We start from the raw sequence: 20,323 nt of genomic DNA, 5'->3' as shown, positions 1-20,323 counted from the left end.
CGGGCCTCTCTTGTTCCGTGCAGTCTGTCCCGCTTCCTCATTTCCGCATCCTGGCATGCCGGGAGGGCATATGGCCGGACAGGAAAGACTGGTGGTCTGTACCACCTGTCGCCGCGAGGGATGGCTGCCGGATGAGCTGCGCGATGGCGCAAGGCTTTCGGCAGCGCTGACGCAACGCGGCGTCGCCCATGATATTCAGGAATGCTTTTCGGCCTGCAGCAACAGCTGCGTGGTGACTTTACGCGGGCCGGGGCGCTGGACCTATGTCCAGGGCGGTCTCGATCCCGATCATGATCTGGAAGAGGTGATCGCTTTTGCCAGGGCCTATCAGGCCAGCGCGGATGGGATCGTGCCCTGGCGCGAGCGCCCGGAGGTGATCCGCAAAAACACCATCGCCCGTATCCCGCCGCTGGAGGACTGAATGTCACTGGAAAAAACCCCTGTTACCGTCATCACCGGCTTTCTCGGTGCAGGCAAAACCACGCTGATCCGGCATCTGCTGCAAAATCCCGAGGGGCGGCGGCTGGCGGTTCTGGTCAATGAATTTGGCGATGTCGGGGTGGATGGCGATCTGATCCGCGCCTGCGCTGACAGCAACTGCCCGGAGGCCAGCATCGTTGAGCTGACCAATGGCTGCATCTGCTGCACCGTCGCGGATGAGTTCATCCCCTCGATTGAGCGCCTGCTCGCCCTCGATCCGAAGCCTGACCATATCGTGATTGAGACCTCAGGTCTGGCGCTGCCGAAACCCCTGCTCAAGGCCTTTGACTGGCCGGATCTGCGCTCGCGCATCACCATTGACGGGGTGATTGCGCTGGCCGATGCCGAAGCGGTGGCGGCGGGCCGTTTTGCCCCTGATCCGGCCCGGCCGGGCGAGACCGGCGAGGCCGATCACGAGACGCCGCTGTCTGAAGTGTTTGAGGATCAGATCGCCTGCGCCGATATGGTACTGCTGTCAAAGGCCGATCTGGCCGGAGCGCCGGGCCTGGCCCGGGCCCGCGAGATCATCCTGGCCGCGGCCCCGCGCGCTTTGCCCATGCTCGCGCTTACCGAAGGGGTGATTGATGCCCGCCTGGTGCTGGGGCTGAATGCTGCCGCTGAAGACAGTCTCGGGGCGCGGCCCTCGCATCATGATGGCCATGAGGATCATGATCATGATGATTTTGACACGATCGTCATCGATCTGCCCGAGCAACAGGAAGCCGAAGCCTTTGCTGCAAAGGTTAAACAGCTGGCAGAAAGCCAGAATATCCTGCGGGTGAAAGGCCATGTGGCGGTAACAGGCCGGCCTATGCGGCTGCTGATCCAGGCGGTGGGCGCGCGGGTGCGCCATCAGTATGACCGCCCCTGGGGGGCGCAGCCGCGCCAGGGGCGTCTGGTGGTGATTGCAGAGCATGACCACATCAATCCTGAGGCGATCCGGGCGGCGCTTGCCTGATGCATGTCCTGTTTCGCGAAAGTCATGGTCTTGAAGAGACGGCGGTGCCGGAGGATCCCGGGCAGAGCCCGGCAGATCTGGTGGTGCTCAGCTTTTCCGACAGTGACCTCGGCGCTTTCGTGGCCGGATGGCAGCGGGGGCGGCAGGCGCTGCCCTCGCTGCGTCTGCTGAACCTCGCGCGGCTGCGCCATCCGGTTTCGGTCGATACCTATCTGGCGCAGACGCTCAGCGGCGCCCGGGGCATTCTGATCCGGATGATCGGCGGAAAATCCTACTGGTCCTATGGGGCTGAACAGGTCAGCCGGCTGGCGAGAGAGCGGGGGATCGCCCTTGCGGTCCTGCCGGGGGATGGCGCAGAAGATCCGCAGCTTGACGGGCTTTCTACCCTGCCCCTCGCCACTTTGCGCCGCCTGACAGCGCTGTGTGAGGCGGGCGGCGAGATCGCAGCCCAGGCAGCACTGGCGCAGCTGGCGCTGGCTGCCGGGCTTTATGCCGGGCCGGTGCAGGGGCTGAAGCGGCTGGATAATCACGGGTTCTGGCATCCGGATCAGGGGCAGCTCAGCTGCTTCACCCGCGATGAGAGCAAAGCGCTGATCCTGATCCCGTTTTACCGTTCCTGGGCGGTGGCTGCCGATACGGCGGCGATCGGCGCGCTGATCCGCGCCTTTGAGGCCCAGGGCTTTCAGGCGGTCGGGGCCTTTCTGCCGGGGTTGAAAAATGATCAGGCTGCGGCCTGGCTGCGGGATATTCTGCCCGCGCTGCGCCCGGCGGCGATTGTGAATACCACGGCCTTCTCGGGGCGCGAGAGCGGTGGTTCGGTGCTCGATCTGGCCGGGGTGCCGGTGTTTCAGGCCCTGCATGCCAGCTCGACGCGCGCCGCCTGGGCGGAGGCGGAGGCCGGGCTTTCGGCGGCGGATCTGGCGATGCATGTGGCCCTGCCCGAGATGGATGGCCGGATTTCCGGCGGCGTGATCTCGTTCAAGGAAGAGGCCGAAACCGATCCGCAGCTGCAGTTTCGCCTGCGGCGCCACCGCCCCGATGCAGAGCGGATCGCGGCGCTGGTCAGACGGGTGATGGCCTGGCTCGCGCTGGCGGCAAAGGGGGCAGGGGCGCGCGTCGCGCTGGTGCTGTCGAACTATCCCGGCAAGGAATGGCGCCTGGCCCATGCGGTCGGGCTGGATGCCATTGCTTCGGCGGCGGCAATCGCGGCCGGGCTGGGCGAAGAGATTACCCCGGAAGAGCTGCTGGCCTCTTTGCAGGCGAGCCGGCTTACATGGCCCGGATCTGGTTTTGAACGGGCGCTGGCCAGCCTGCCAGGCGGTTTGCAGCCCGGTCCCGCCCCGGCCCCCGGCCCCTGTCAGTTTCAGGCATTCTGGCAGGGAAATCTGCTGATCGCCCTGCAGCCCGAACGAGGCCAGCCCGAAGCCCGCGAGGCTGAGTATCATGATCTGAGCCTCGCCCCCTCGCGCGATTATATCGCGTTTTATCTCTGGCTGCGCCAGGGCGCGGCGGTGGATGCCATCATCCATATCGGGGCGCATGGCACGCTGGAATGGCTGCCGGGCAAGGCGGCGGCCCTGTCTGCAGAATGCTGGCCCGAGGCGCTGACCGCCGGCCTGCCGGTGATTTATCCCTTTATCGTCAGCGATCCCGGCGAGGCGGCCCAGGCCCGCAGGCGGCTTGGCGCGCTGACGCTGGGCCATCTGCCGCCCCCGCTCGCGGCGGCGGCCTTGCCCGAAGGACTGGTGCGGCTGGAGGGGCTGCTTGATGAATTCTCGGTGGCGGAGGGGCTGGACCCGGCGCGGCGCGAGCGGCTGGCCGGAGTGATCCGGACCGAGGCCAGGGCCCAGGGGCTGGAGGATGAGCTCAATCTGGGCCCGGATGCCTCGCCCGCCGAGGCCATTACCGCCATCGACCGCTTTCTGTGCGATCTGAAGGAAAGTCAGTTTGCCGAGGGTCTGCATATCTGGGGCCGGGGCTGGCCGGATGAGAGCGGCACCTTGCGCGGCGATCCCGCCTCGCTGGCGGCAGAGCGGCAATCGGTTGTCCTCGCCCTGTCGGGCCGGTTTATCGCCCCCGGCCCCTCGGGCTCGCCCTGGCGCGGGCGCAGCGATGTGCTGCCGACCGGGCGCAATCTCTATGGCCTTGATCCGCGCGCCGTGCCCTCGCAGACCGCCTGGGCCCAGGGGGTCCGGCTGGCCGGGGAAGTGCTGCGCCGCCATCTGCAGGATCACGGTGATTATCCGCGCGCGCTGGTGCTTAATCTCTGGGGTTCGGCGACGATGCGCACGGCGGGCGAGGATTATGCCATGGCGCTGCACCTGGCCGGGCTCGCGCCGGTCTGGGACAGTGCCAGCGGCCGGGTTTCAGGCTTTGAGGTGACACCTCTGGCCTTGCTGGACCGGCCACGGATTGACGTGACGCTGCGGATCTCGGGGCTGTTTCGCGATACTTTCCCCGAGCTTGTGACCCTGTTCGAGGCCGGTGCCGCCGCCCTGGCAGCGCGCGATGAGCTGGTGGATATGAACCCCTATCCGGCCAGTGGCGGCGCGCGGGTCTTCTCGCCCGCTCCCGGCCGGTATGGCACCGGTATCCTGGATGAGATGACGGCCGCAGAGGCGGGGCAGGCCTGGCTGGCGCATTCGGCCTGGACCGGGACTGCCGGGGGGGATCCCCTGGCGCTGGCCGCGCGCCTTGCCGCCAGTGATGGCTTTGTCCTGACCCAGGATCTGCCGGAATCAGACATTTTGCTGGCGATGGATTACGCCGCCCATGCGGCAGGCTTTGCCGCAGCCCGGGGCGGGAATGTCCCGCTTTATATTCTCGATAACACCCGGCCCGAGCGGCCCCGGGCGCGGCTTTTGCGCGAGGATATTGCCCGGATCGTGCGGGGCCGGGCCAGCAATCCGGTCTGGATTGCCGCGATGATGCGGCATGGCTTTCGCGGCGCGGCCGAGATCGCGGCCACGCTGGAGCATATGGCGGCTTTTGCCGAATGGGCGGGGGCGGTGCCGGACAGTCTGTTCGATCTCTGTCACGCCGCGACGCTGGGGCGTGCTGAGGTGCGCAGCTTCCTCGCCGAGACCAATCCAGGCGCTTTGCAGGCGATGGAGGCGGTGTTTGCACGCTATCTCGGCCCTGAGCGGCGCAATGCCCGGGCCGATGAGGCGCTGCAATGACCCGGCGCGGCTGGTGCCCGGGCGCGCTGCGCCCCATGCCTGCGGGCGATGGCCTGCTGCTGCGGATCAGGCCGCATGGCGGGCGGCTGTCGCAAAGCCAGGTTGCGCTGATCGCGGACCTGGCCTCTGAATATGGCAATGGCCAGATCGATCTGGGATCGCGGGCAAATCTGCAGCTGCGCGGGGTGAGAGAGGCCCGCCTGCCAGAGCTGCAGGCGGCGCTGGCCGAGGCAGATCTGCTCGATGGGGATCAGGCGGCAGAGGCGCGGCGCAATATCATCCTCACCCCCTTTGAGGCAGAGGGTGCTCTGGGCTCTGATCTGCTGTCGGCGCTTGAAACAGGGCTGCGGCGCGGGCCGGATCTGCCGGCAAAATTCGGCTTTGCCATTGATACCGGCCCGTTTTCGGCCCTGCAGGACGCATCGGCAGATCTGCGCCTTGAGCAAAGCCCCGAGGGGCTGATCCTGCGCGCGGATGGGATGGAAAGGGGCGAGGCGGTCAAACCGCAAACCGCCGCCCGCCGGGCTTTGCAGATCGCGGACTGGTTTTCGCGTCAGAGCGGCGCCAGGCGGATGCGCGATCTGGTCGCCCGGGGCCAGCTGCCGCCGCTGCGCCAGGAGATTGCAAAGCCGGATCCGGTGCCCCCTGCCGTGTTCCTGCGCCGCGAGCCTTTCCTCTTCGCGGCTTTCGGGGCGAGCACGGCTGCCGCTCTGGCCGGGCTGGACACTGGCTTGCGCCTGACCCCCTGGCGCGCGGTTCTGCCCGAGGGCCTGCCGAAAGAGGTCACGGCTGACTGGCTGTGCGATCCCGCCAGCCCGGTGCTGAGGATCAGCGCCTGTACCGGCGCGCCTGGCTGCAGCGCGGCGAGTGTGGCCACGCGCGACCTCGCGCGCGCGCTTGCGCCCTTGCTGCCCAAAGAAGGGGCGCAGATCCATATCTCGGGCTGTGCCAGGGGCTGCGCCCATCCGGGCCCTGCCGCACTGACCCTGACCGGGCGAGAGGGCTGCTTTGATCTGATTGAGAATGCAAAAGCCTCGGATCCTGCGCGCAGGCAGGGGTTGGAAGCCGATGAAATCACTGAACTTATACGAGGCCCCTATGCGGCACAGCTATGAAAAAGACGGGGCAGCGATCTATCTTGCCTCTTTTGCCACGATCCGGGCCGAGGCCGATCTGCGGCGCTTTTCGCCCGAGGAAGAGGTCGTGGCGGTGCGGATGATCCATGCCTGCGGCGAGGTCGGGCTGGCCCGCCATATCCGCTTCTCGCCCGGTTTCGCCGTCACGGCGCGCCGGGCGCTGGAGGATGGTGCGCCGATCCTTTGTGATGCGCGGATGGTGTCCGAGGGCATCACCCGCGCGCGTCTGCCGGCCGGCAATCAGGTGATCTGCACCCTGAATGATCCCGGCGTGGCCGATCTGGCCGCCAGGCTGGGCAATACCCGTTCGGCGGCGGCAATCGAGCTGTGGCGTCCGCATCTTGAGGGCGCAGTGGTGGCGATCGGCAATGCACCGACCGCGCTGTTTCATCTGCTGAACCGGCTGCAGGAGCCTGATTTTCCGCGCCCGGCCGCGATCATTGGCTGCCCGGTAGGTTTTATCGGCGCGGCGGAATCCAAAGCGGCGCTGGCCGCAGATGATCCGCTGCCCTGGTGCATCACCGAGGGCAGGCTGGGTGGCTCGGCCATCACGGTGGCGGCGGTGAATGCGCTGGCCTCACGAAAGGAATAACAGCGTGAGCGGCAAAATTATCTGTATCGGCCTCGGGCCGGGAGATCCCGATCTGATGTCGGTCCGTGCCGACCGGCTGCTGCGTGGAGCGCAGCGGGTCGCCTATTTCCGCAAGGCTGGCTCCAGAGGCCAGGCCCGCAGCATGGTCGAGGGCATCCTGTCGCCGCGCGCCACTGAAATTGCGATGGAATATCCCGTCACCACCGAAATTCCGGTGGCGGATCCGCGCTATAACCAGGCGCTTTCGGCCTTTTATGCCACCGAGAGCAACCGGCTGCTGGCGGCGGCGCAAGAAGGCGATGTGCTGGTGCTCTGCGAGGGGGATCCGCTGTTTTATGGCTCGTTCATGCATCTGATGATCCGCCTGCCCGCCGAGCGGGTTGAGGTGGTGCCGGGTATCCCCGGTATGGTCGGCTGCTGGGGGGCGCTGCAGCGCCCGGTGACATGGGGCGATGATATCCTGACTGTTCTTCCCGCCACCCTGCCGCAGGAAGAACTCGCCGGGCGGTTGCGTACAAGCGATGCGGTGGCAGTGATGAAGATCGGGCGCAATCTTGAAAAGCTGCGCCAGGCACTGATCCTGGCGGGGCGGCTCGAGCAGGCCTGGCTGGTTGAATATGGCACCATGCCGGGGCAGCGGATCCGCCGCCTGACCGAGGTCAGCGGCCCGGTGCCCTATTTCTCGATCCTGTTGTTGCATGGAGAGGGGCGCCGGCCATGAGCGGTTCTCTGGTGATCGCCGGCCTCGGGCCGGGGGCGGAAGCTATGGTAACGCCTGAGGTCCGGGCGGCGCTGGAACAGGCCAGTGATGTGATCGGCTATATCCCCTATGTGGCGCGGATCGCACCGCGTGAGGGGCTGCGTCTGCATCCGAGTGACAATCGCGTCGAGACTGAGCGCGCCCGTCATGCTTTGCAGCTGGCGAGCGAGGGGGCGCAGGTGGTGGTGGTCTCCTCCGGCGATCCGGGCGTCTTCGCGATGGCTGCTGCGGTCTTTGAGGCGGCTGAGCAGGGGCCGCGCGCCTGGCTTGACCTTGATATCCGGGTGCTGCCGGGGATCAGCGCGATGTTCGCGGCGGCGGCGGCGGCCGGGGCACCGCTCGGCCATGATTTCTGCGCGATCAACCTGTCCGACAACCTCAAACCCTTTGAGCTGATCCGGCGCCGGATCGCCCTCGCCATTGAGGCTGATTTCGTGACTGCATTCTACAATCCGCGCTCGCTTGCGCGTCCGCATCAGTTCGCCGAGGCGCTGGCGCTGATGCAGGATCTGGCCGGACCCGAGCGGCTGATCCTCTTCGCCCGTGCGGTCTCAACCCCGCAGCAGCAGCTGCGCGTTGTGGCGCTGAAAGATGCCAGGCCGGAGATGGCAGATATGCGCAGCCTGGTCATTCTCGGCTCCTCCCGGACGCGCGAAGCCGGGCGCTGGCTCTATACGCCGAGGCGGGTATGAAGCCAGGCAATCACCTGATCGGGCTGGTGAAACACCAGGGCCTCGGGCAGCTCTGGCCGCGCGATCATGATCACCGGCACCTGCAGCTGCCGGGCCGCCTCGAGCTTGGCGCTGGCACCGCTGCCCCCGGCATTCTTGCACAGGATAATCCCGGTACGATGCGCGCGCAGCAAAGCCAGATCCTCTGCAACGCTGAAGGGGCCGCGCGAAATCACCATTTCCGCTTGTGGCAGTGGCTGCTCATCGGGCGGATCAATCAGCCGCAGCAGGTAGTGATGCTGCGGCAGGTCGCGAAACTGCCCGATATGCTGGCGGCCAATGGCCAGAAACACCCGGCGCGGCGGTCCCTGCAGCAGGGCATGTGCGGCGCTCAGATCCGGCACCTGATGCCACAGATCGCCCGGACCGGGCCGCCAGGGCGCGCGTTCCAGCCGGCAGAGCGGCAGATTCAGCCCGGCACAGGCCCGGGCCGCATTCTGGCTCATCCGGGCGGCGAAAGGATGGGTCGCGTCAATCACCGCGCTGATGCCCTCGGCCTGCAGCCAGTCCGCCAGCCCCTCTGCGCCGCCAAAGCCGCCGGTGCGGGTGGGCAGTGGCTGGGGTTTCGGGCTCTCAACCCGGCCCGCATAGGAAAAAATCGCGGCAATGCCATGCTCTGCAAGCTCCCGGGCCAGGGCACTGGCCTCGGTGGTGCCGCCAAGCAAAAGGACAGGCTTCATGGCTGAATGGCTCTCTGTTGTCGGGCTGGGCGAAGATGGACTGCCGGGTCTGGCGGAAGCAAGCCTGGTTGCCCTCTCCCGGGCCGAGGTGGTTTTTGGCAGCCCCCGGCTTCTGGCGCAACTGACCCATGCGGATAAGCGCCCCTGGCCGGTGCCGTTTTCGATTGCGCCTTTGCTGGCGCTGCGCGGCAGAAAGGTGGCGGCGCTGGTTTCCGGCGATCCGTTCTGGCATGGCGCGGGCGGGGCCATTGCCGATCAGCTGCCCCAGGGCGAATGGCGGGCCTGGCCCGCGCCTTCGGTGCTGTCTTTGGCGGCGGCGGCGCTTGGCTGGCGGCTTGAGGAGGTGACGGCCCTTGGCCTGCATGCCGCGCCCTTTGCCCGGCTCAGACCCGCGCTTTCCCCCGGGGCAAGGCTGATTGTCACGCTGCGTGATGGCCAGGCCCCGGCCGCGTTGGCGGCCTGGCTGACCGGCCTCGGCTTTGGCGATACGCTTTTGCATGTCATGGAACGGCTGGGCGGGGCTGAGCAGCAGATCCGTCTGTTCCGGGCCGCCGATCCGCTGCCGGTGACCGCTGATCTGGTCAGCTGTGCGCTGGAGGTGGGCGAGGGGCCGGTGCTGAGCCACGCGGCGGGCCGGCCCGATGAGATATTCGAGCATGACGGACAGATTACGCGGCGCCCGATCCGGGCGCTGGCCCTGTCAGCCCTCGCGCCCCGGGGCGGCGAGCTGCTCTGGGATCTGGGGGCGGGTTCGGGATCGGTCGGCATCGAATGGCTGCTGGCCGAGGGCCGCAACCGGGTGATTGCGGTCGAGCAGGACCCGCTTCGCGCGGCGCGGGCGCGGCGCAATGCTGCCGCGCTCGGCTGTGTGCATTACCGGCTGATTGAGGGCAAAAGCGCGGCGCTGATCGGCCAGATGGAGCCGCCGGCCGCGGTCTTTATCGGCGGGGGGCTAGATCAGGCCCTGCTGGAGCGCCTGACCGCGATCCTGGCGCCTGGCACCCGGCTGGTGGCGCATGGGGTGACGCTGGAGACCGAAGCCCTGCTGATCGCGGCCCGCCTGCGCTTTGGCGGCGATCTGTTGCGGATCGGGCTTTCCGAGGTCACGACGCTGGGTCAGCGTCATGCCTGGAAGGCCGCCTATCCGGTGACGCAGTGGAGGGTGCAGCTGTGATCCTTGGCATCGGACTGAATTTCAGGGCGAGCCCGGAAGAAGCACAGGCTTTGCTTGCGGCTATGCAGATCCCGCCCGGAACCGCGATTGCTCTGCCGGCCTTTCGCGCCAGCCACCGGGTGGCCGACTGGCTCTGGCGGGCTGGCCATGCGCTGATCGCGCTGCATCCGGTGCAGCTGAAAGGGGTTGTGACGCCCAGTCAGAGTGACCGGATCCTTGCCCTCTATGGCACCGGCTGCCTGGCCGAGGCCTGCGCGCTTTGTGCCTGCGGCCCCGGGGCCGAGCTTGCCATCACGCGCCGGCTGTCGCCCGAGGGACATATCACCGCGGCCCTGGCCGTCCCGCACCATCCGAAAGACAGACAGGAAGCTATGGCATGACAGTTCACTTCATCGGCGCAGGGCCGGGGGCGGCCGATCTGATCACTTTGCGCGGCCGCGATCTGATCGCCGCCAGCCCGGTTTGCCTCTATGCCGGATCGCTGATCCCCGAGGCGCTGCTGGCGCATTGCCCGCCGGGCGCAAAGATTATCAACACCGCATCGATGGATCTGGATCAGATCATCGCCGCCATCGCCGAGGCCCATGCGGCGGGGCATGATATTGCGCGGCTGCAATCGGGGGATCTGTCGATCTGGTCGGCAATGGGCGAGCAGTTGCGGCGTCTGCGGGCCTTGCAGATCCCCTATGATGTGACCCCGGGGGTTCCGGCTTTTGCCGCAGCGGCGGCCAGCCTTGGCCAGGAGCTGACCCTGCCCGGCGTGGCGCAGAGCCTGGTGCTGACCAGGATGGGCGGCAGGGCGTCGAAAATGCCGGAGCGTGAAACTCTTGCCGGTTTTGCCGCCACCGGCGCGACGCTCGCTTTGCATCTCTCGGTGCACCGTATTGAGGATCTGGTTGCAGAGCTGACCCCGTTTTATGGCGCAGATTGCCCTGCGGCCGTGGTCTGGCAGGCCAGCTGGCCGGGCGAGCAGATCCTGCGCGCGCCGCTTTCTGAGATTGCCGGGCTGGTCCCGGCAGAGATGGAGCGCACCGCGCTGATCTTTGTTGGCCCCGGGCTGGGTGCCGGGGAATTTGAGGATAGCCGCCTCTATGCCCGGGATTATGACCGCCGGTTCCGGGCGGGCCGGGTCGGGGCGGTCAAGCCATGATCCCGGGCAAGACCAGTCCGGGTCTTGTGATCTCGGCCCCGCGTTCGGGGGCGGGCAAGACCACGGTGATGCTGGGGCTCTTGCGCTGTTTTGCCGGGGCCGGGCTGCAGATCCGGCCCTATAAATGCGGCCCCGATTACATTGATCCGGCGTTTCACCTGGCCGCGAGCGGTTCGGCCTCGTGCAATCTCGACAGCTGGGCGATGACGCCGGAGCTGCTGGCGGCGCAGCTGCAGCCGCCAGCAGCTCTTGCCCTGGCCGAGGGTTCGATGGGGCTGTTTGACGGCGTGGCCAGCCAAGGCGCTTGCGGCACCGGGGCCAGCGCCGATATTGCGGCACTGACCGGCTGGCCGGTTGTCATGGTGCTGGATGTTTCGGGCCATGCCCAGACCGTGGCCGCGCTGGCGCTGGGGCTTGCCTCCTATCGCCCGGATATTTCCCTGGCCGGGGTGATCCTGAACCGCGTCGCCTCGCCCCGCCATGAGCGGCTGTGCCGCCTCGCGCTGGAAGAGGCGGGGATCACGGTGTTTGGCGCGCTGCCCCGGCGTGGCGATCTGACCCTGCCGGAACGGCATCTGGGCCTGGTTCAGGCGGTGGAACATCCCGATCTGGAAGCGGCGATCCGTCTCTATGCGGCCTTCCTGGGCGAAAATGTCGATCTCGCCGCTTTGCTTGCAGCAGCGCGCGGCGGCAGGCCTCTGGCCGCGCCCCGGATGCCAGCGCCACCGGCACAGCGTATCGCGATTGCCCGCGATGAGGCTTTCTCATTCCTTTATCCGCATCAGCTCAGCGCCTGGCGCGCGGCCGGGGCCGAAATCCTGCCCTTCTCGCCGCTGGCAGATCAGAGGGTGCCGGAGGCCGATCTGTGCTGGCTGCCAGGGGGCTACCCTGAGCTGCATGCCGGCAGACTTGCTGCTGCCGCACAGTTCCGCTCCAGCCTGCAGCACTTTGCCCGAACGCGGCGGGTGCATGGTGAATGTGGGGGCTATATGGTGCTTGGCGCGGGGCTGACCGATGCTTCGGGCCAGCGCCATGCGATGACCGGGCTTCTGGGGCTTGAGACCAGCTATCAGACCCGGCGCATGCATCTGGGCTACCGGAAGGCCGAACTGCTGCAAGCCATGCCGGGCTATGCGCCGGGCCAGTCGCTGCGCGGCCATGAGTTTCACTACTCGACCATCCTTGCCCAGCCCGACGCGCCGCTGGCGCGGGTCCGGGATGCAGAAGGGGCACTGGTTGCCGAGACCGGCTCTTGCCGTGGGCTGGTCAGCGGCACGTTTTTCCATCTGATTGCCGAGGCGTCATGAACAGTGAGCTTACCCCTTTCGTCAGCTTCGTCTCCTCGGGCCCTGGTGATCCGGAACTGCTGACGCTGCGCGCGCTGCGTCGTCTCGAAGCGGCGGAGGTGGTGCTTTATGATGATCTCAGTGCCGGGCCATTACTGGATCTGGCAGCGCCGGGAGCGGATCTGGTCTCGGTCGGGAAACGCGCCGGGCGCGCCTCGCCGCGCCAGGATCATGTCAGCCGGTTGTTGGTGGAACACGCCCTGACCGGCGCCAAGGTTGTCCGGCTGAAATCCGGCGATGCCGGGATTTTTGGCCGCCTGGAAGAGGAAATCACCGCGCTGGCGGCGGCAGGGATCGGCTATGAGATCGTGCCCGGGGTGAGCGCGCCTTCGGCGGCGGCAGCGGCGGCAGGGATACCGCTGACCCGGCGGCTTAAGGCACGCCGGCTGCAGTTTGTCACCGGCCATGATGTTACCGGCGCATTGCCCGGGCAGCTGAACTGGCAGGCCCTGGCCGATCCCGGGGCGGTTACAGCGGTCTATATGGCGCGCGGTACCTTTGCGCAGTTTGCCGCCATGCTGCTCCGCGCCGGGCTGGCCGGGGATTGTCCGGCCCTGCTGGCCGAAGGTGTTGCGACGCCTCAGCAGCGGCTGTACTTTGAGACGGTGCAGAGCCTGGCCGCAAGGCTGCGGGACTGTCCGAAAAGCGAGGCTCCGACGCTGATCCTTTATGGCGCCCTGGCCGAACGGCAGGCTTAGCGGCGCAGAATATAGATATCCATGATCCAGCCCCGGGCCGCCCGGGCCTGGGCGCGGCTTTGCAGGATGCGCGGCCCGGCCAGCGCCAGCGCGCCGTGGTCGAGCAGCTCGCCCTCCATGCCAAGATAGGCCCCCCACCAGATGGTGACGCCCTCGGCGGGCAGGCTCATGAAGGAATTCTCACCATCGAGCATCACCACCAGGGTGCTGATTCCCGCGGGCCAGCCCTGCTCGCGCAGATGGCGGCCGGTGGTGACCAGGAAGGGCTCGGTCAGCTCATTGAGCGTGATGCGATGCGCGGCCGTCAGGCTTTGCAGCGACATGATCCCGGGCAGCACCCGCAGGCTGAAAGCCCTGCTCTGCCGGGCCCGCCCGGCAATGCGCAAAGTGCTGTCGTAAAGCGCCGGATCGCCCCAGACCAGACAGGCCACCCCGGCGCCTTCCGGCACCTGATCGAGGGCCGCCAGCCAGCGCCGGTTGATCTCATCATGCCAGGCCTCAACCCTGGCGCGGTAATCCGCGATCAGCGGATCGCGCTCGGGCATATCAAAAGCAAGGATCCGCGCCCCGGGCGCAAAACGCGCGCAGATGATCTCACGCAGGTGCGACAATTCCCTGCGCTCGCCCGATTTGACCGGCATCAGGATGTAATCTGCGGCGCTAAGGGCCGCGACGGCCTCGCCGGTCAGCTGCTGCGGATCCCCCGAACCGATCCCAATCAGGCTGATCTGCATATCCGGCTCCTTCTCTGGCGGCTTTCTTACTGCGGTGTGAAAGGCGGAGCTATAGCTATTGCTCTCGCCCGCGCGATCAGACAAAGATCGGGTGTCGGTTTCCGAGAGGAATTCAAAGGGAATCCGTCACCCCGAGCCTGATCAGGCGAAAGGTGAACCGGAACTGCCCCCGCAACTGTAGGCGGCGAGGAACGGGCGCGACAGGCCACTGTGGGTTTTACCCATGGGAAGGCAGCGCCAGAACCTGTGACCCGTCAGTCAGGAGACCTGCCGGCACATTTGTAACTTGACCCGGGCGGGGAAGTCCGGGGAGGCGAGATATGTGGCCGGACCGACTGTTCCGAAATGGAGTGCATCTGACGATCCGCAGCCTGGGGCTGCGGCGTTGTTCTGTATGCCGCCCAGCCGAATTCGCAGCCCTGAGACCGGTCCCTTGCTCCTGCGCAAAGGACCTCACAGATGCAGCCCAGACTGAAGTTTTACTTTTCCGCCGGCGCGGCCCTGATCGCGCTCTGGCCCGCCGCCCCGGTTCTGGCGCAGACGGATTATCCGCTGATCCTTGAGAATTGTGGTGTGACCCAGACCTTCCTGGCCGCGCCGGAATCGGTTGTGAGCGCCGGCCAGGCGAGCACCGAGATCCTCTACAGCCTTGGTCTGGGAGAGAAGGTCACCGGCACCTCGGTCTGGTTTACCGAAGTGCTGCCGGAATTCGCCGGGCTGAATGCCGGGATTGAGCGGCTGGCCGATAATGATGCCTCGTTTGAAAGCATCGTTGCTAAGCGCCCCGGCCTCGTGACGGCGCAATATGAATGGCATATCGGCCCCCAGGGCATTATCGCCACCCGCGAGCAATTCGCGGATCTGCAGATCCCGACCTATATCCTGCCCTCAGATTGTATCGGCAAGGATAACAGCGCGGGCTCGGACGGCACGCGCCTTCAGCCCTATGATATGGCAGGGATCTATCAGGGCATTACCGAGCTGGCCCGGATTTTTGACGTGACCGACCGGGGCCAGGCGCTGGTTGCCGCCCTCAGGGAGCGCGAGGCCGCGGCGGTGGCGCAGGCGGAAGCTCTGCAGCTGGACGGCACTTCGGCCGTGTTCTGGTTCTCTTCAGCCGAGATGGATATCGACCCCTATGTGGCCGGAAATGGCGGCGCTCCGGCCTGGATGATGGCCTCGCTGGGGCTGCGCAATGTGGTTGAAAGCGCCGAGGAATGGCCGGTTGTCTCCTGGGAGACGATTGCCCGCGCCGATCCTGATGTGATCGTCATTGCCCGGATGGACCGGCGCCGGTTTGAGGCGGATGATCATCTCAAAAAGCTCGCATTTCTGCAAAGTGACCCGGTTGCCAGCCAGATGAAAGCGGTCAGAAACGGCAATATCGTCATCATAGATGCACATGCGATGGATCCTTTGATCCGCAATATTGCCGCGCTTGAGGCGCTTGCAGCGGCCCTCGCGGATCTTGATCTGAAATGAGCGGCTCCCTGTCTCTGGCGGAACAGACGCTGGGCCTTTTGCGTCGCCTGTCCCTCGGGGCAGGGCTGCTCATGATCGCGCTCATCGCCGGGATCAGTCTCGGCGAGACGCCGCTCCCGGCCAGGACGGTCTTTGCGGCGCTGGCAAATCATCTCTGGCAGGCAGGCTGGCCGGTGGATGCGATAGATCAGGGCATCATCTGGTCCTATCGCGTGCCGCGCACGCTTGTGGCGGCCTCTTGCGGTGCGGCGCTGGCGCTTTCCGGGGTGGTGCTGCAGTCGCTGGTGCGCAATTCCCTTGCCGATCCCTATCTGCTGGGCGTGTCGGCAGGGGCTTCGGCCGGTGCGGTTGCGGTGACCATTCTGGGCCTTGGGGCAGGGGCGATTGGTATTTCGGGCGGGGCCTTCCTGGGCGCGGCCCTGGCCTTTACTCTGGTGGCGCTGCTGGCGCGCGCCGCCGGGGGCGGACCGGCGCAGATGGTGCTTGCCGGTATTGCCGGATCGCAGCTTTTTAATGCCCTGACCTCATTCTTCATTGCGAAATCGGCCAATGCGGAACAGGCGCGGGGCATTATGTTCTGGCTGATGGGCAATCTCTCCGGCGTGCGCTGGCCGGATGTGACCCTTGCGGTTCCGGTGGCGGTTGCCGGGCTGATCGCCTGTCTGTGGCATATTCGGGCACTTGATGCCTTTACCTTTGGCACTGGCACCGCGGCCTCGCTCGGGGTGGCGGTGCGCCGCGTGCAGCTGACCCTGATCGCGGCGGTGACGCTGATGACGGCATGCATGGTCAGCCTGGTGGGGGCGATCGGCTTTGTGGGCCTGGTGATCCCGCATGCGGCGCGCTTTCTGGCCGGTCCGCGCCATGCGCGGCTTCTGCCGGCCTCGGCCCTGATCGGAGCGGTCTTCATGATCGCCGCCGATGTCGCCTCACGGCTGCTGATCCCGGGCCAGGTGGTGCCGATTGGTGTGGTCACGGCACTGGTCGGCGCGCCCGGATTTGCGCTGATCCTGATCCGGGGAAGGGGACAGAGATGAGACTTTCGGCCCAAAATCTCGGGCTTACCATCCGCGGGCGTAATATCCTTGCCGATGTCAGCCTGAGCGTGGCGAGCAATACCACCCTTGGCCTGATCGGGCCGAATGGCTCGGGGAAATCCACCCTGCTGCGGCTGCTGGCCGGATTGCAGCCCAAAGCCCGGGGCGCGGTGCAGCTGGGGGATCAGGCCATGGCCCGGATGAGCCGCCGGGATGTGGCGCGGCAGATCGCCTTTGTCGAGCAGCAGTCAGAGACCAGCGAGGCGCTGAAAGTGTGCGACGTGGTTGAGCTGGGCCGCACACCCTGGCTTTCGCCGCTTGCGCCCTTCAGTGCCAGCGACCGGCTGATCTGCGATCAGGCTCTGGCCCGGATGGGGGTGGAGCATCTGGCCGCTCAGAGCTGGCGCAGCCTTTCGGGCGGCGAGCAGCAAAGGGTGCAGCTGGCCCGTGCCCTGGCGCAGCAGCCGCAGATCCTGCTGCTCGATGAGCCGACAAATCATCTTGATATTCACCACCAGCTGGCCCTGCTGCGGCTGATCTCAGATCTGCCGGTGACGGTGGTCATTGCTCTGCATGATCTGAACCAGGCGATGGGCTGTGACCAGCTGGCGGTGATGGAGGGGGGCAGGCTGGTCGCCTGCGGCCCCCCCGAAAAGGTGCTGACCCTGCCAAGGCTGGCCGGGGTGTTTCGTGTCGGCGCGCGCCGTCTGACCGACCCGGCCGATGCGGCCGGACAATTTCGATTTCTTGCCCTGGAGAGCTGATGATGCTGAACCCCTGTCTTGCTGCAATTGCCCTGGCGCTGGTGCCGGGTTTTGCTCTGGCCGAAGTGCATGAGGTGGGCATGTACAACCGCTCGGAAAACGGCCCGATGATCTATGAGCCCTCTTTCCTCGCCATCGCGCCGGGGGATTCCGTGCGCTTCATCCCGACCCAGCCCAGCCATAATGCGGCAACGATTGAGGACATGCTGCCAGAAGGCGCCACGCCCTTCAGATCGGGGATTAACGAGGATTTCACCGTGACATTCACCCTGCCAGGTGCCTATGGCATCAGATGCTCGCCGCATTATGCTATGGGGATGGTGATGCTGATCCATGTCGGCGAGGTCGGGGAGACCGCGCTGCCCGAAAGCCTGCCCGCCCGCGCGCGTGAGCGGTTTGAGGCGATCCTGGCCGATATCGCCCCATGAGAAATCACGATCTGACCGAAGAGATCCGCGACTATTGGTCAAAGCGCTCCGAGAGCTTCGATCTGGCTTTTGGCCATCGTATCCAGCCCGGGGCTGAGGCTGCGGCCTGGGCCGAGCCGATGCGCCGCCATCTGCCCGCAGCCCCGGCAAAGGTTCTGGAACTGGCCTGTGGCACCGGCGAGGTAACGCAATTGCTGCTGGATCTCGGGTATCAGCTCACCGCTCTGGATTTTTCCGCCGCTATGCTGGCGCGGGCGCGGCGCAAACATGCAGGCAGGCCAGGGCTGCGCTTTCTTGAAGCCGATGCCCAGGCGACGATGGAGCCTGCCGGGCAGTATGATGCGGTGGTCTGTCGCCATCTGGTCTGGACCCTGACCCGGCCCGAGCAGGCTTTCGCCGACTGGATGCGGATCCTGCGGCCCGGGGGGATTTTGCTGGTCTATGACGGTGACTGGTCCGGGCCACGCCCTTCTGGTCGTCTGGCGGCGCGGCTGCTGTCCTGGTGGGACCGGCTCGCGCCCGATCCTGATTACGATGGCGCGCTTTCCGGCCGCCATGCCGCGATCATGCAGAAGCTGCCCTTCGGCGCAGGGCTGACCTTTGAAAAGCTCGCGCCGCTTTTGCACAGCGCCGGTTTTACCGATATCCGCTGCCATGATCATGAGCCGATTGCCCGGGCGCAGCGCCGGGTCACCGGGCTGCGCAACCGGCTCAGAACCCGGGTCTACCAGCGCTTTATCCTGACGGCGCGCAAACCGTGACGCTTTGCCCTCCGGGCGTTGTCCGGGGAGGGCGCCTGCTATTGTGCCGGTAGGAGTTTTGAACCCCCAGCGCGCGCCCGGATCTGATCCGGGGGGGAAGCAGAACAGAAAACGGGCGGGCGCGCCTGGCACCCGCCCGTTTTACCGGGGCCTTGCTGCCAGGGCAGATCAGGCCTTGTCTTCGGCCAGCTGGCGCGCAACCACGTCATGGTTCAGCCATTCGACCGGAGCCGTCGGGGCGGCCAGCTTGTCAAAGATCAGCGCGCCGGTGGCCGAAACCACATGCTGGCTGAGCAGATCGCTGATCAGCGCTTTCGGGTCCCGGTGCATTTGCAAAACATCCTGCGAAGTGCCGACGGTCTGCTCGACCTGATCGGCGCTGTTCGGCTTTGGCCAGGCGGCGAAATCGTAATAGGGCTGCATCGCTTCGCTGGCCTGATAGGCCGAGACGCGGTCGAGCATATCCTGAACTGAAATGCCCTCTTTCAGCAGCGCCGCCGACTGCGCCCAGATCGCATCGGTGAAGCTGCCCGCCCCCTCGCGCTGCAGCGCGCTCAGCAGCGGCAGCAGCGACAGTTCGATCCCGGCGAAAACATCCGAGGAATTGGTGCGAATCTCCGGGCAGTTGAAGACAGTGGCCTTCACGCCCCCGGCCCATGCGGCCTTGGCGAAATCTTCCAGGCGCATCTTGGCATAGCCCTGGGTATAATTGGTATAGGTCTGCCAGCGGTATTCGCCATCGATCAGTACTTTGGTGCCGTGATAGCCATAGGCGCCATAGCGCACCTCGCCGCCTGCGGCCTCAATCCGGCTGCGGATCGGAGCGCTGGCCTGCAGCAGGTGATCAAAGGTATTGGCGGAAACCTCGTCGAAATTCTGCAAGATGAACTTGCCCAGATCGCTGTCGAGCAGATCCTGCGATTTCATATGCCTTGCGCCGCGGCCCTTATAGATGCGGTTGGCCAGCACGAGGAAGACTTTGGCCTTGGGAATGCCGCCCGCCATCGTATGCAGGAAGATGACATTCTTGCCCGCGGGGATCAGCGCATCGATCTGCGTCATGGCCTCGGTCACGGCGGCCTTGAAGCGGGCGGTGCCGATCTCGCGGCATTGCGCGATATAATCCCAGTCGAGCTTGTGCTCCTGCCAGGTGTCGATGGTCATTTCATTCAGCAGATCGGTCGGGGTCGGCTGGCCTTCCGGCGCGTCGAGATCACACCCGGCCATCATCGGCACATTGATGATCTTGCCGCCGAGACCGGCCTCGGCCGTCGCCAGTTCTTCTGCGGTCAGGGCGCGCAGCTGGTTGTTCTTATCGCGGCGGCCGACGGTCACACCGATCAGCTGCATGCCGGCGCGTTTTGCCGCCTCAACCACGCCCGAAGCATAGCCCCGGCCAAAGAGTTCACCAAAGAGGACAAGCACATCATCTTTTTTGAAGAGGGTGCCGGGATCGGATGCTGCGTTCATGGTTCGCCTTCGTCTGAGCTCACAGGGAGGGGAGAGCAGTCCGAGGCCTCAGGCCCGGGATCCCCGCTCCGGCCAGGGGCAAAACCCACGGCAGGCGGGGAGGGGGCGAAAAGATCGGCCCGCATCCTGGCTTCAGCGCTGAAACTGTCTCTCATCATCGCCCCAGCCCTACAGGAAAAGCGGGCGGGATTACAGCAGAGACCTGCATCACTGGTTCATGTGTTTTCTCCGCATTATATAGCTTGCGCGCGCGAGGGTTATGACCGGGTGTGGCGCCTCGGAGAATCGGCGTGGTCTTCCAGGGGATGGATTCGGGGGGCTTAAGAATCGCAGCGCGCTGATTGTGCTGATCTTATCCCCATTTAGCGCCGGAGGCTGTGGATAAGCTGCGGGTCATCCCGAGACGCCCGGGGCCCTTCGCACGTTTATTTCCCTTATTTTGCTGGTCTGGTTTGGGCTGTGGCCATTTTTTTACATTTATGTGCTTGCAGGTTCTGTGATTGGGTCCTAGATACCGGCTCACCGAAACGGAACGCAGACGGAAACGTCGGCGGGAGGTTGAGGGAGGCGGTGGAAGCTGCCGGAACGACATTCTGACAAGGTTGCGGATCAGCCAGAGTACTGGCGGGTTTGTATTTTTTTGTCTCTGCTCTTTGACATTGATGGAAATGAAGGGATATGTGGGCGGTTTGGGCGCAATCGGCGTCTAACACGCAGCATATCGGCTCTCTAGGAAGTCTGTTTTCGGACAGGCGGACGATGA

At 65.8% G+C, this 20,323-nt stretch carries 20 protein-coding genes and 1 riboswitch; of the genes, 17 read left to right on the top strand and 3 right to left on the bottom strand.

Annotation, left to right across the window (positions count from 1 at the left end; all coding sequences use genetic code 11):
• Positions 1–70 precede the first annotated feature (70 nt).
• Genes H0485_RS11830 through cobJ form a run of 7 tightly spaced genes read left to right on the top strand, consistent with a single transcriptional unit; the run spans position 71 to position 7,797 of the window.
• A complete protein-coding gene (locus H0485_RS11830) occupies positions 71–421 on the top strand; it encodes a DUF1636 family protein (protein ID WP_226935802.1) in 351 nt (116 codons plus the stop codon).
• On the top strand, positions 422–1,438 hold the full coding sequence (cobW, locus tag H0485_RS11825; RefSeq protein WP_226935800.1) for a cobalamin biosynthesis protein CobW: 1,017 nt from the start codon (positions 422–424) through the stop codon (positions 1,436–1,438). It begins immediately after the preceding gene.
• A complete protein-coding gene (gene cobN, locus H0485_RS11820; RefSeq protein WP_226935798.1) occupies positions 1,438–4,617 on the top strand; it encodes a cobaltochelatase subunit CobN in 3,180 nt (1,059 codons plus the stop codon). Before cobW ends, cobN begins: the two co-directional genes overlap by 1 nt.
• Positions 4,614–5,732 carry a ferredoxin-like domain-containing protein gene (locus H0485_RS11815; protein ID WP_226935796.1) on the top strand — a complete coding sequence of 373 codons (1,119 nt, stop codon included), beginning with the start codon at positions 4,614–4,616 and terminating at the stop codon, positions 5,730–5,732. Before cobN ends, H0485_RS11815 begins: the two co-directional genes overlap by 4 nt.
• Positions 5,716–6,345: a precorrin-8X methylmutase gene (locus tag H0485_RS11810; protein ID WP_226935793.1), complete on the top strand. Its 630-nt coding sequence runs from the start codon at positions 5,716–5,718 to the stop codon at positions 6,343–6,345. The genes H0485_RS11815 and H0485_RS11810 overlap by 17 nt, the downstream gene beginning before the upstream one ends.
• Positions 6,320–7,066 (top strand): precorrin-2 C(20)-methyltransferase, encoded by a 747-nt coding sequence (gene cobI, locus H0485_RS11805; RefSeq protein WP_226935791.1) that lies wholly within the window; start codon positions 6,320–6,322, stop codon positions 7,064–7,066. The genes H0485_RS11810 and cobI overlap by 26 nt, the downstream gene beginning before the upstream one ends.
• On the top strand, positions 7,063–7,797 hold the full coding sequence (cobJ, locus tag H0485_RS11800; protein ID WP_226935789.1) for a precorrin-3B C(17)-methyltransferase: 735 nt from the start codon (positions 7,063–7,065) through the stop codon (positions 7,795–7,797). The genes cobI and cobJ overlap by 4 nt, the downstream gene beginning before the upstream one ends.
• Here cobJ and H0485_RS11795 read toward each other — a convergent pair.
• Entirely contained in the window at positions 7,776–8,516 is a 741-nt protein-coding gene (locus H0485_RS11795; RefSeq protein ID WP_226935787.1) for a cobalt-precorrin-6A reductase, read from the bottom strand. The two genes, cobJ and H0485_RS11795, sit on opposite strands and share 22 nt — an antisense overlap.
• Between H0485_RS11795 and cbiT the strand changes: the two genes are divergently transcribed.
• Genes cbiT through cobA form a run of 5 tightly spaced genes read left to right on the top strand, consistent with a single transcriptional unit; the run spans position 8,515 to position 12,884 of the window.
• Entirely contained in the window at positions 8,515–9,690 is a 1,176-nt protein-coding gene (cbiT, locus tag H0485_RS11790) for a precorrin-6Y C5,15-methyltransferase (decarboxylating) subunit CbiT (RefSeq protein WP_226935786.1), read from the top strand. The two genes, H0485_RS11795 and cbiT, sit on opposite strands and share 2 nt — an antisense overlap.
• Positions 9,672–10,070, top strand: a complete 399-nt coding sequence (locus H0485_RS11785) for a cobalamin biosynthesis protein (protein ID WP_226935784.1) — start codon at positions 9,672–9,674, stop codon at positions 10,068–10,070. Before cbiT ends, H0485_RS11785 begins: the two co-directional genes overlap by 19 nt.
• Positions 10,067–10,840 (top strand): precorrin-4 C(11)-methyltransferase, encoded by a 774-nt coding sequence (gene cobM, locus H0485_RS11780; protein ID WP_226935782.1) that lies wholly within the window; start codon positions 10,067–10,069, stop codon positions 10,838–10,840. The genes H0485_RS11785 and cobM overlap by 4 nt, the downstream gene beginning before the upstream one ends.
• Positions 10,837–12,147: a cobyrinic acid a,c-diamide synthase CobB gene (locus H0485_RS11775; protein WP_226935780.1), complete on the top strand. Its 1,311-nt coding sequence runs from the start codon at positions 10,837–10,839 to the stop codon at positions 12,145–12,147. Before cobM ends, H0485_RS11775 begins: the two co-directional genes overlap by 4 nt.
• Positions 12,144–12,884, top strand: coding sequence for a uroporphyrinogen-III C-methyltransferase (cobA, locus tag H0485_RS11770; RefSeq protein ID WP_226935778.1), 741 nt, complete (start codon positions 12,144–12,146; stop codon positions 12,882–12,884). The genes H0485_RS11775 and cobA overlap by 4 nt, the downstream gene beginning before the upstream one ends.
• Here cobA and cobF read toward each other — a convergent pair.
• Positions 12,881–13,618, bottom strand: coding sequence for a precorrin-6A synthase (deacetylating) (gene cobF, locus H0485_RS11765; protein ID WP_226935776.1), 738 nt, complete (start codon positions 13,616–13,618; stop codon positions 12,881–12,883). The genes cobA and cobF overlap by 4 nt on opposite strands.
• Before the next feature lie 78 nt (positions 13,619–13,696).
• A riboswitch (cobalamin riboswitch) is annotated at positions 13,697–13,907 on the top strand.
• Positions 13,908–14,077: 170 nt separating this feature from the next.
• On the opposite strand from cobF, the gene H0485_RS11760 reads away from it, so the two are divergent.
• Genes H0485_RS11760 through H0485_RS11740 form a run of 5 tightly spaced genes read left to right on the top strand, consistent with a single transcriptional unit; the run spans position 14,078 to position 18,090 of the window.
• Complete coding sequence (locus H0485_RS11760; protein WP_226935774.1) at positions 14,078–15,100, top strand: ABC transporter substrate-binding protein; 1,023 nt, start codon at positions 14,078–14,080, stop codon at positions 15,098–15,100.
• Positions 15,097–16,137: a FecCD family ABC transporter permease gene (locus H0485_RS11755; RefSeq protein ID WP_226935772.1), complete on the top strand. Its 1,041-nt coding sequence runs from the start codon at positions 15,097–15,099 to the stop codon at positions 16,135–16,137. The genes H0485_RS11760 and H0485_RS11755 overlap by 4 nt, the downstream gene beginning before the upstream one ends.
• Positions 16,134–16,901 (top strand): ABC transporter ATP-binding protein, encoded by a 768-nt coding sequence (locus tag H0485_RS11750; protein ID WP_226935770.1) that lies wholly within the window; start codon positions 16,134–16,136, stop codon positions 16,899–16,901. Before H0485_RS11755 ends, H0485_RS11750 begins: the two co-directional genes overlap by 4 nt.
• Positions 16,901–17,329, top strand: a complete 429-nt coding sequence (locus tag H0485_RS11745) for a pseudoazurin (RefSeq protein ID WP_226935768.1) — start codon at positions 16,901–16,903, stop codon at positions 17,327–17,329. The genes H0485_RS11750 and H0485_RS11745 overlap by 1 nt, the downstream gene beginning before the upstream one ends.
• Positions 17,326–18,090, top strand: coding sequence for a class I SAM-dependent methyltransferase (locus H0485_RS11740; RefSeq protein ID WP_226935766.1), 765 nt, complete (start codon positions 17,326–17,328; stop codon positions 18,088–18,090). The genes H0485_RS11745 and H0485_RS11740 overlap by 4 nt, the downstream gene beginning before the upstream one ends.
• Positions 18,091–18,258: 168 nt before the next feature.
• On the opposite strand, the gene H0485_RS11735 is transcribed toward H0485_RS11740, so the two are convergent.
• On the bottom strand, positions 18,259–19,560 hold the full coding sequence (locus tag H0485_RS11735) for an enoyl ACP reductase FabMG family protein (protein WP_226935764.1): 1,302 nt from the start codon (positions 19,558–19,560) through the stop codon (positions 18,259–18,261).
• Positions 19,561–20,323: the final 763 nt, after the last annotated feature.

It is taken from the genome of Pseudogemmobacter faecipullorum, assembly GCF_020539525.1.
Lineage (GTDB): Bacteria > Pseudomonadota > Alphaproteobacteria > Rhodobacterales > Rhodobacteraceae > Pseudogemmobacter > Pseudogemmobacter faecipullorum.
This window is presented reverse-complemented; position numbering and strand designations above follow the sequence as displayed.

Bases quoted from the DNA above. Each gene is read 5' to 3' on its own strand.
- cobN (WP_226935798.1), top strand. From the start codon at position 1,438: ATGCATGTCCTGTTTCGCGAAAGTCATGGTCTTGAAGAGACGGCGGTG.
- H0485_RS11795 (WP_226935787.1), bottom strand. From the start codon at position 8,516: ATGAAGCCTGTCCTTTTGCTTGGCGGCACCACCGAGGCCAGTGCCCTG.
- cobA (WP_226935778.1), top strand. From the start codon at position 12,144: ATGAACAGTGAGCTTACCCCTTTCGTCAGCTTCGTCTCCTCGGGCCCT.
- cobM (WP_226935782.1), top strand. From the start codon at position 10,067: ATGACAGTTCACTTCATCGGCGCAGGGCCGGGGGCGGCCGATCTGATC.
- cbiT (WP_226935786.1), top strand. From the start codon at position 8,515: ATGGCTGAATGGCTCTCTGTTGTCGGGCTGGGCGAAGATGGACTGCCG.
- H0485_RS11810 (WP_226935793.1), top strand. From the start codon at position 5,716: ATGCGGCACAGCTATGAAAAAGACGGGGCAGCGATCTATCTTGCCTCT.
- H0485_RS11735 (WP_226935764.1), bottom strand. From the start codon at position 19,560: ATGAACGCAGCATCCGATCCCGGCACCCTCTTCAAAAAAGATGATGTG.
- H0485_RS11775 (WP_226935780.1), top strand. From the start codon at position 10,837: ATGATCCCGGGCAAGACCAGTCCGGGTCTTGTGATCTCGGCCCCGCGT.
- H0485_RS11815 (WP_226935796.1), top strand. From the start codon at position 4,614: ATGACCCGGCGCGGCTGGTGCCCGGGCGCGCTGCGCCCCATGCCTGCG.
- cobW (WP_226935800.1), top strand. From the start codon at position 422: ATGTCACTGGAAAAAACCCCTGTTACCGTCATCACCGGCTTTCTCGGT.
- cobJ (WP_226935789.1), top strand. From the start codon at position 7,063: ATGAGCGGTTCTCTGGTGATCGCCGGCCTCGGGCCGGGGGCGGAAGCT.
- H0485_RS11750 (WP_226935770.1), top strand. From the start codon at position 16,134: ATGAGACTTTCGGCCCAAAATCTCGGGCTTACCATCCGCGGGCGTAAT.
- H0485_RS11760 (WP_226935774.1), top strand. From the start codon at position 14,078: ATGCAGCCCAGACTGAAGTTTTACTTTTCCGCCGGCGCGGCCCTGATC.
- cobI (WP_226935791.1), top strand. From the start codon at position 6,320: ATGCGCTGGCCTCACGAAAGGAATAACAGCGTGAGCGGCAAAATTATC.
- H0485_RS11745 (WP_226935768.1), top strand. From the start codon at position 16,901: ATGATGCTGAACCCCTGTCTTGCTGCAATTGCCCTGGCGCTGGTGCCG.
- cobF (WP_226935776.1), bottom strand. From the start codon at position 13,618: ATGCAGATCAGCCTGATTGGGATCGGTTCGGGGGATCCGCAGCAGCTG.
- H0485_RS11740 (WP_226935766.1), top strand. From the start codon at position 17,326: ATGAGAAATCACGATCTGACCGAAGAGATCCGCGACTATTGGTCAAAG.
- H0485_RS11755 (WP_226935772.1), top strand. From the start codon at position 15,097: ATGAGCGGCTCCCTGTCTCTGGCGGAACAGACGCTGGGCCTTTTGCGT.
- H0485_RS11830 (WP_226935802.1), top strand. From the start codon at position 71: ATGGCCGGACAGGAAAGACTGGTGGTCTGTACCACCTGTCGCCGCGAG.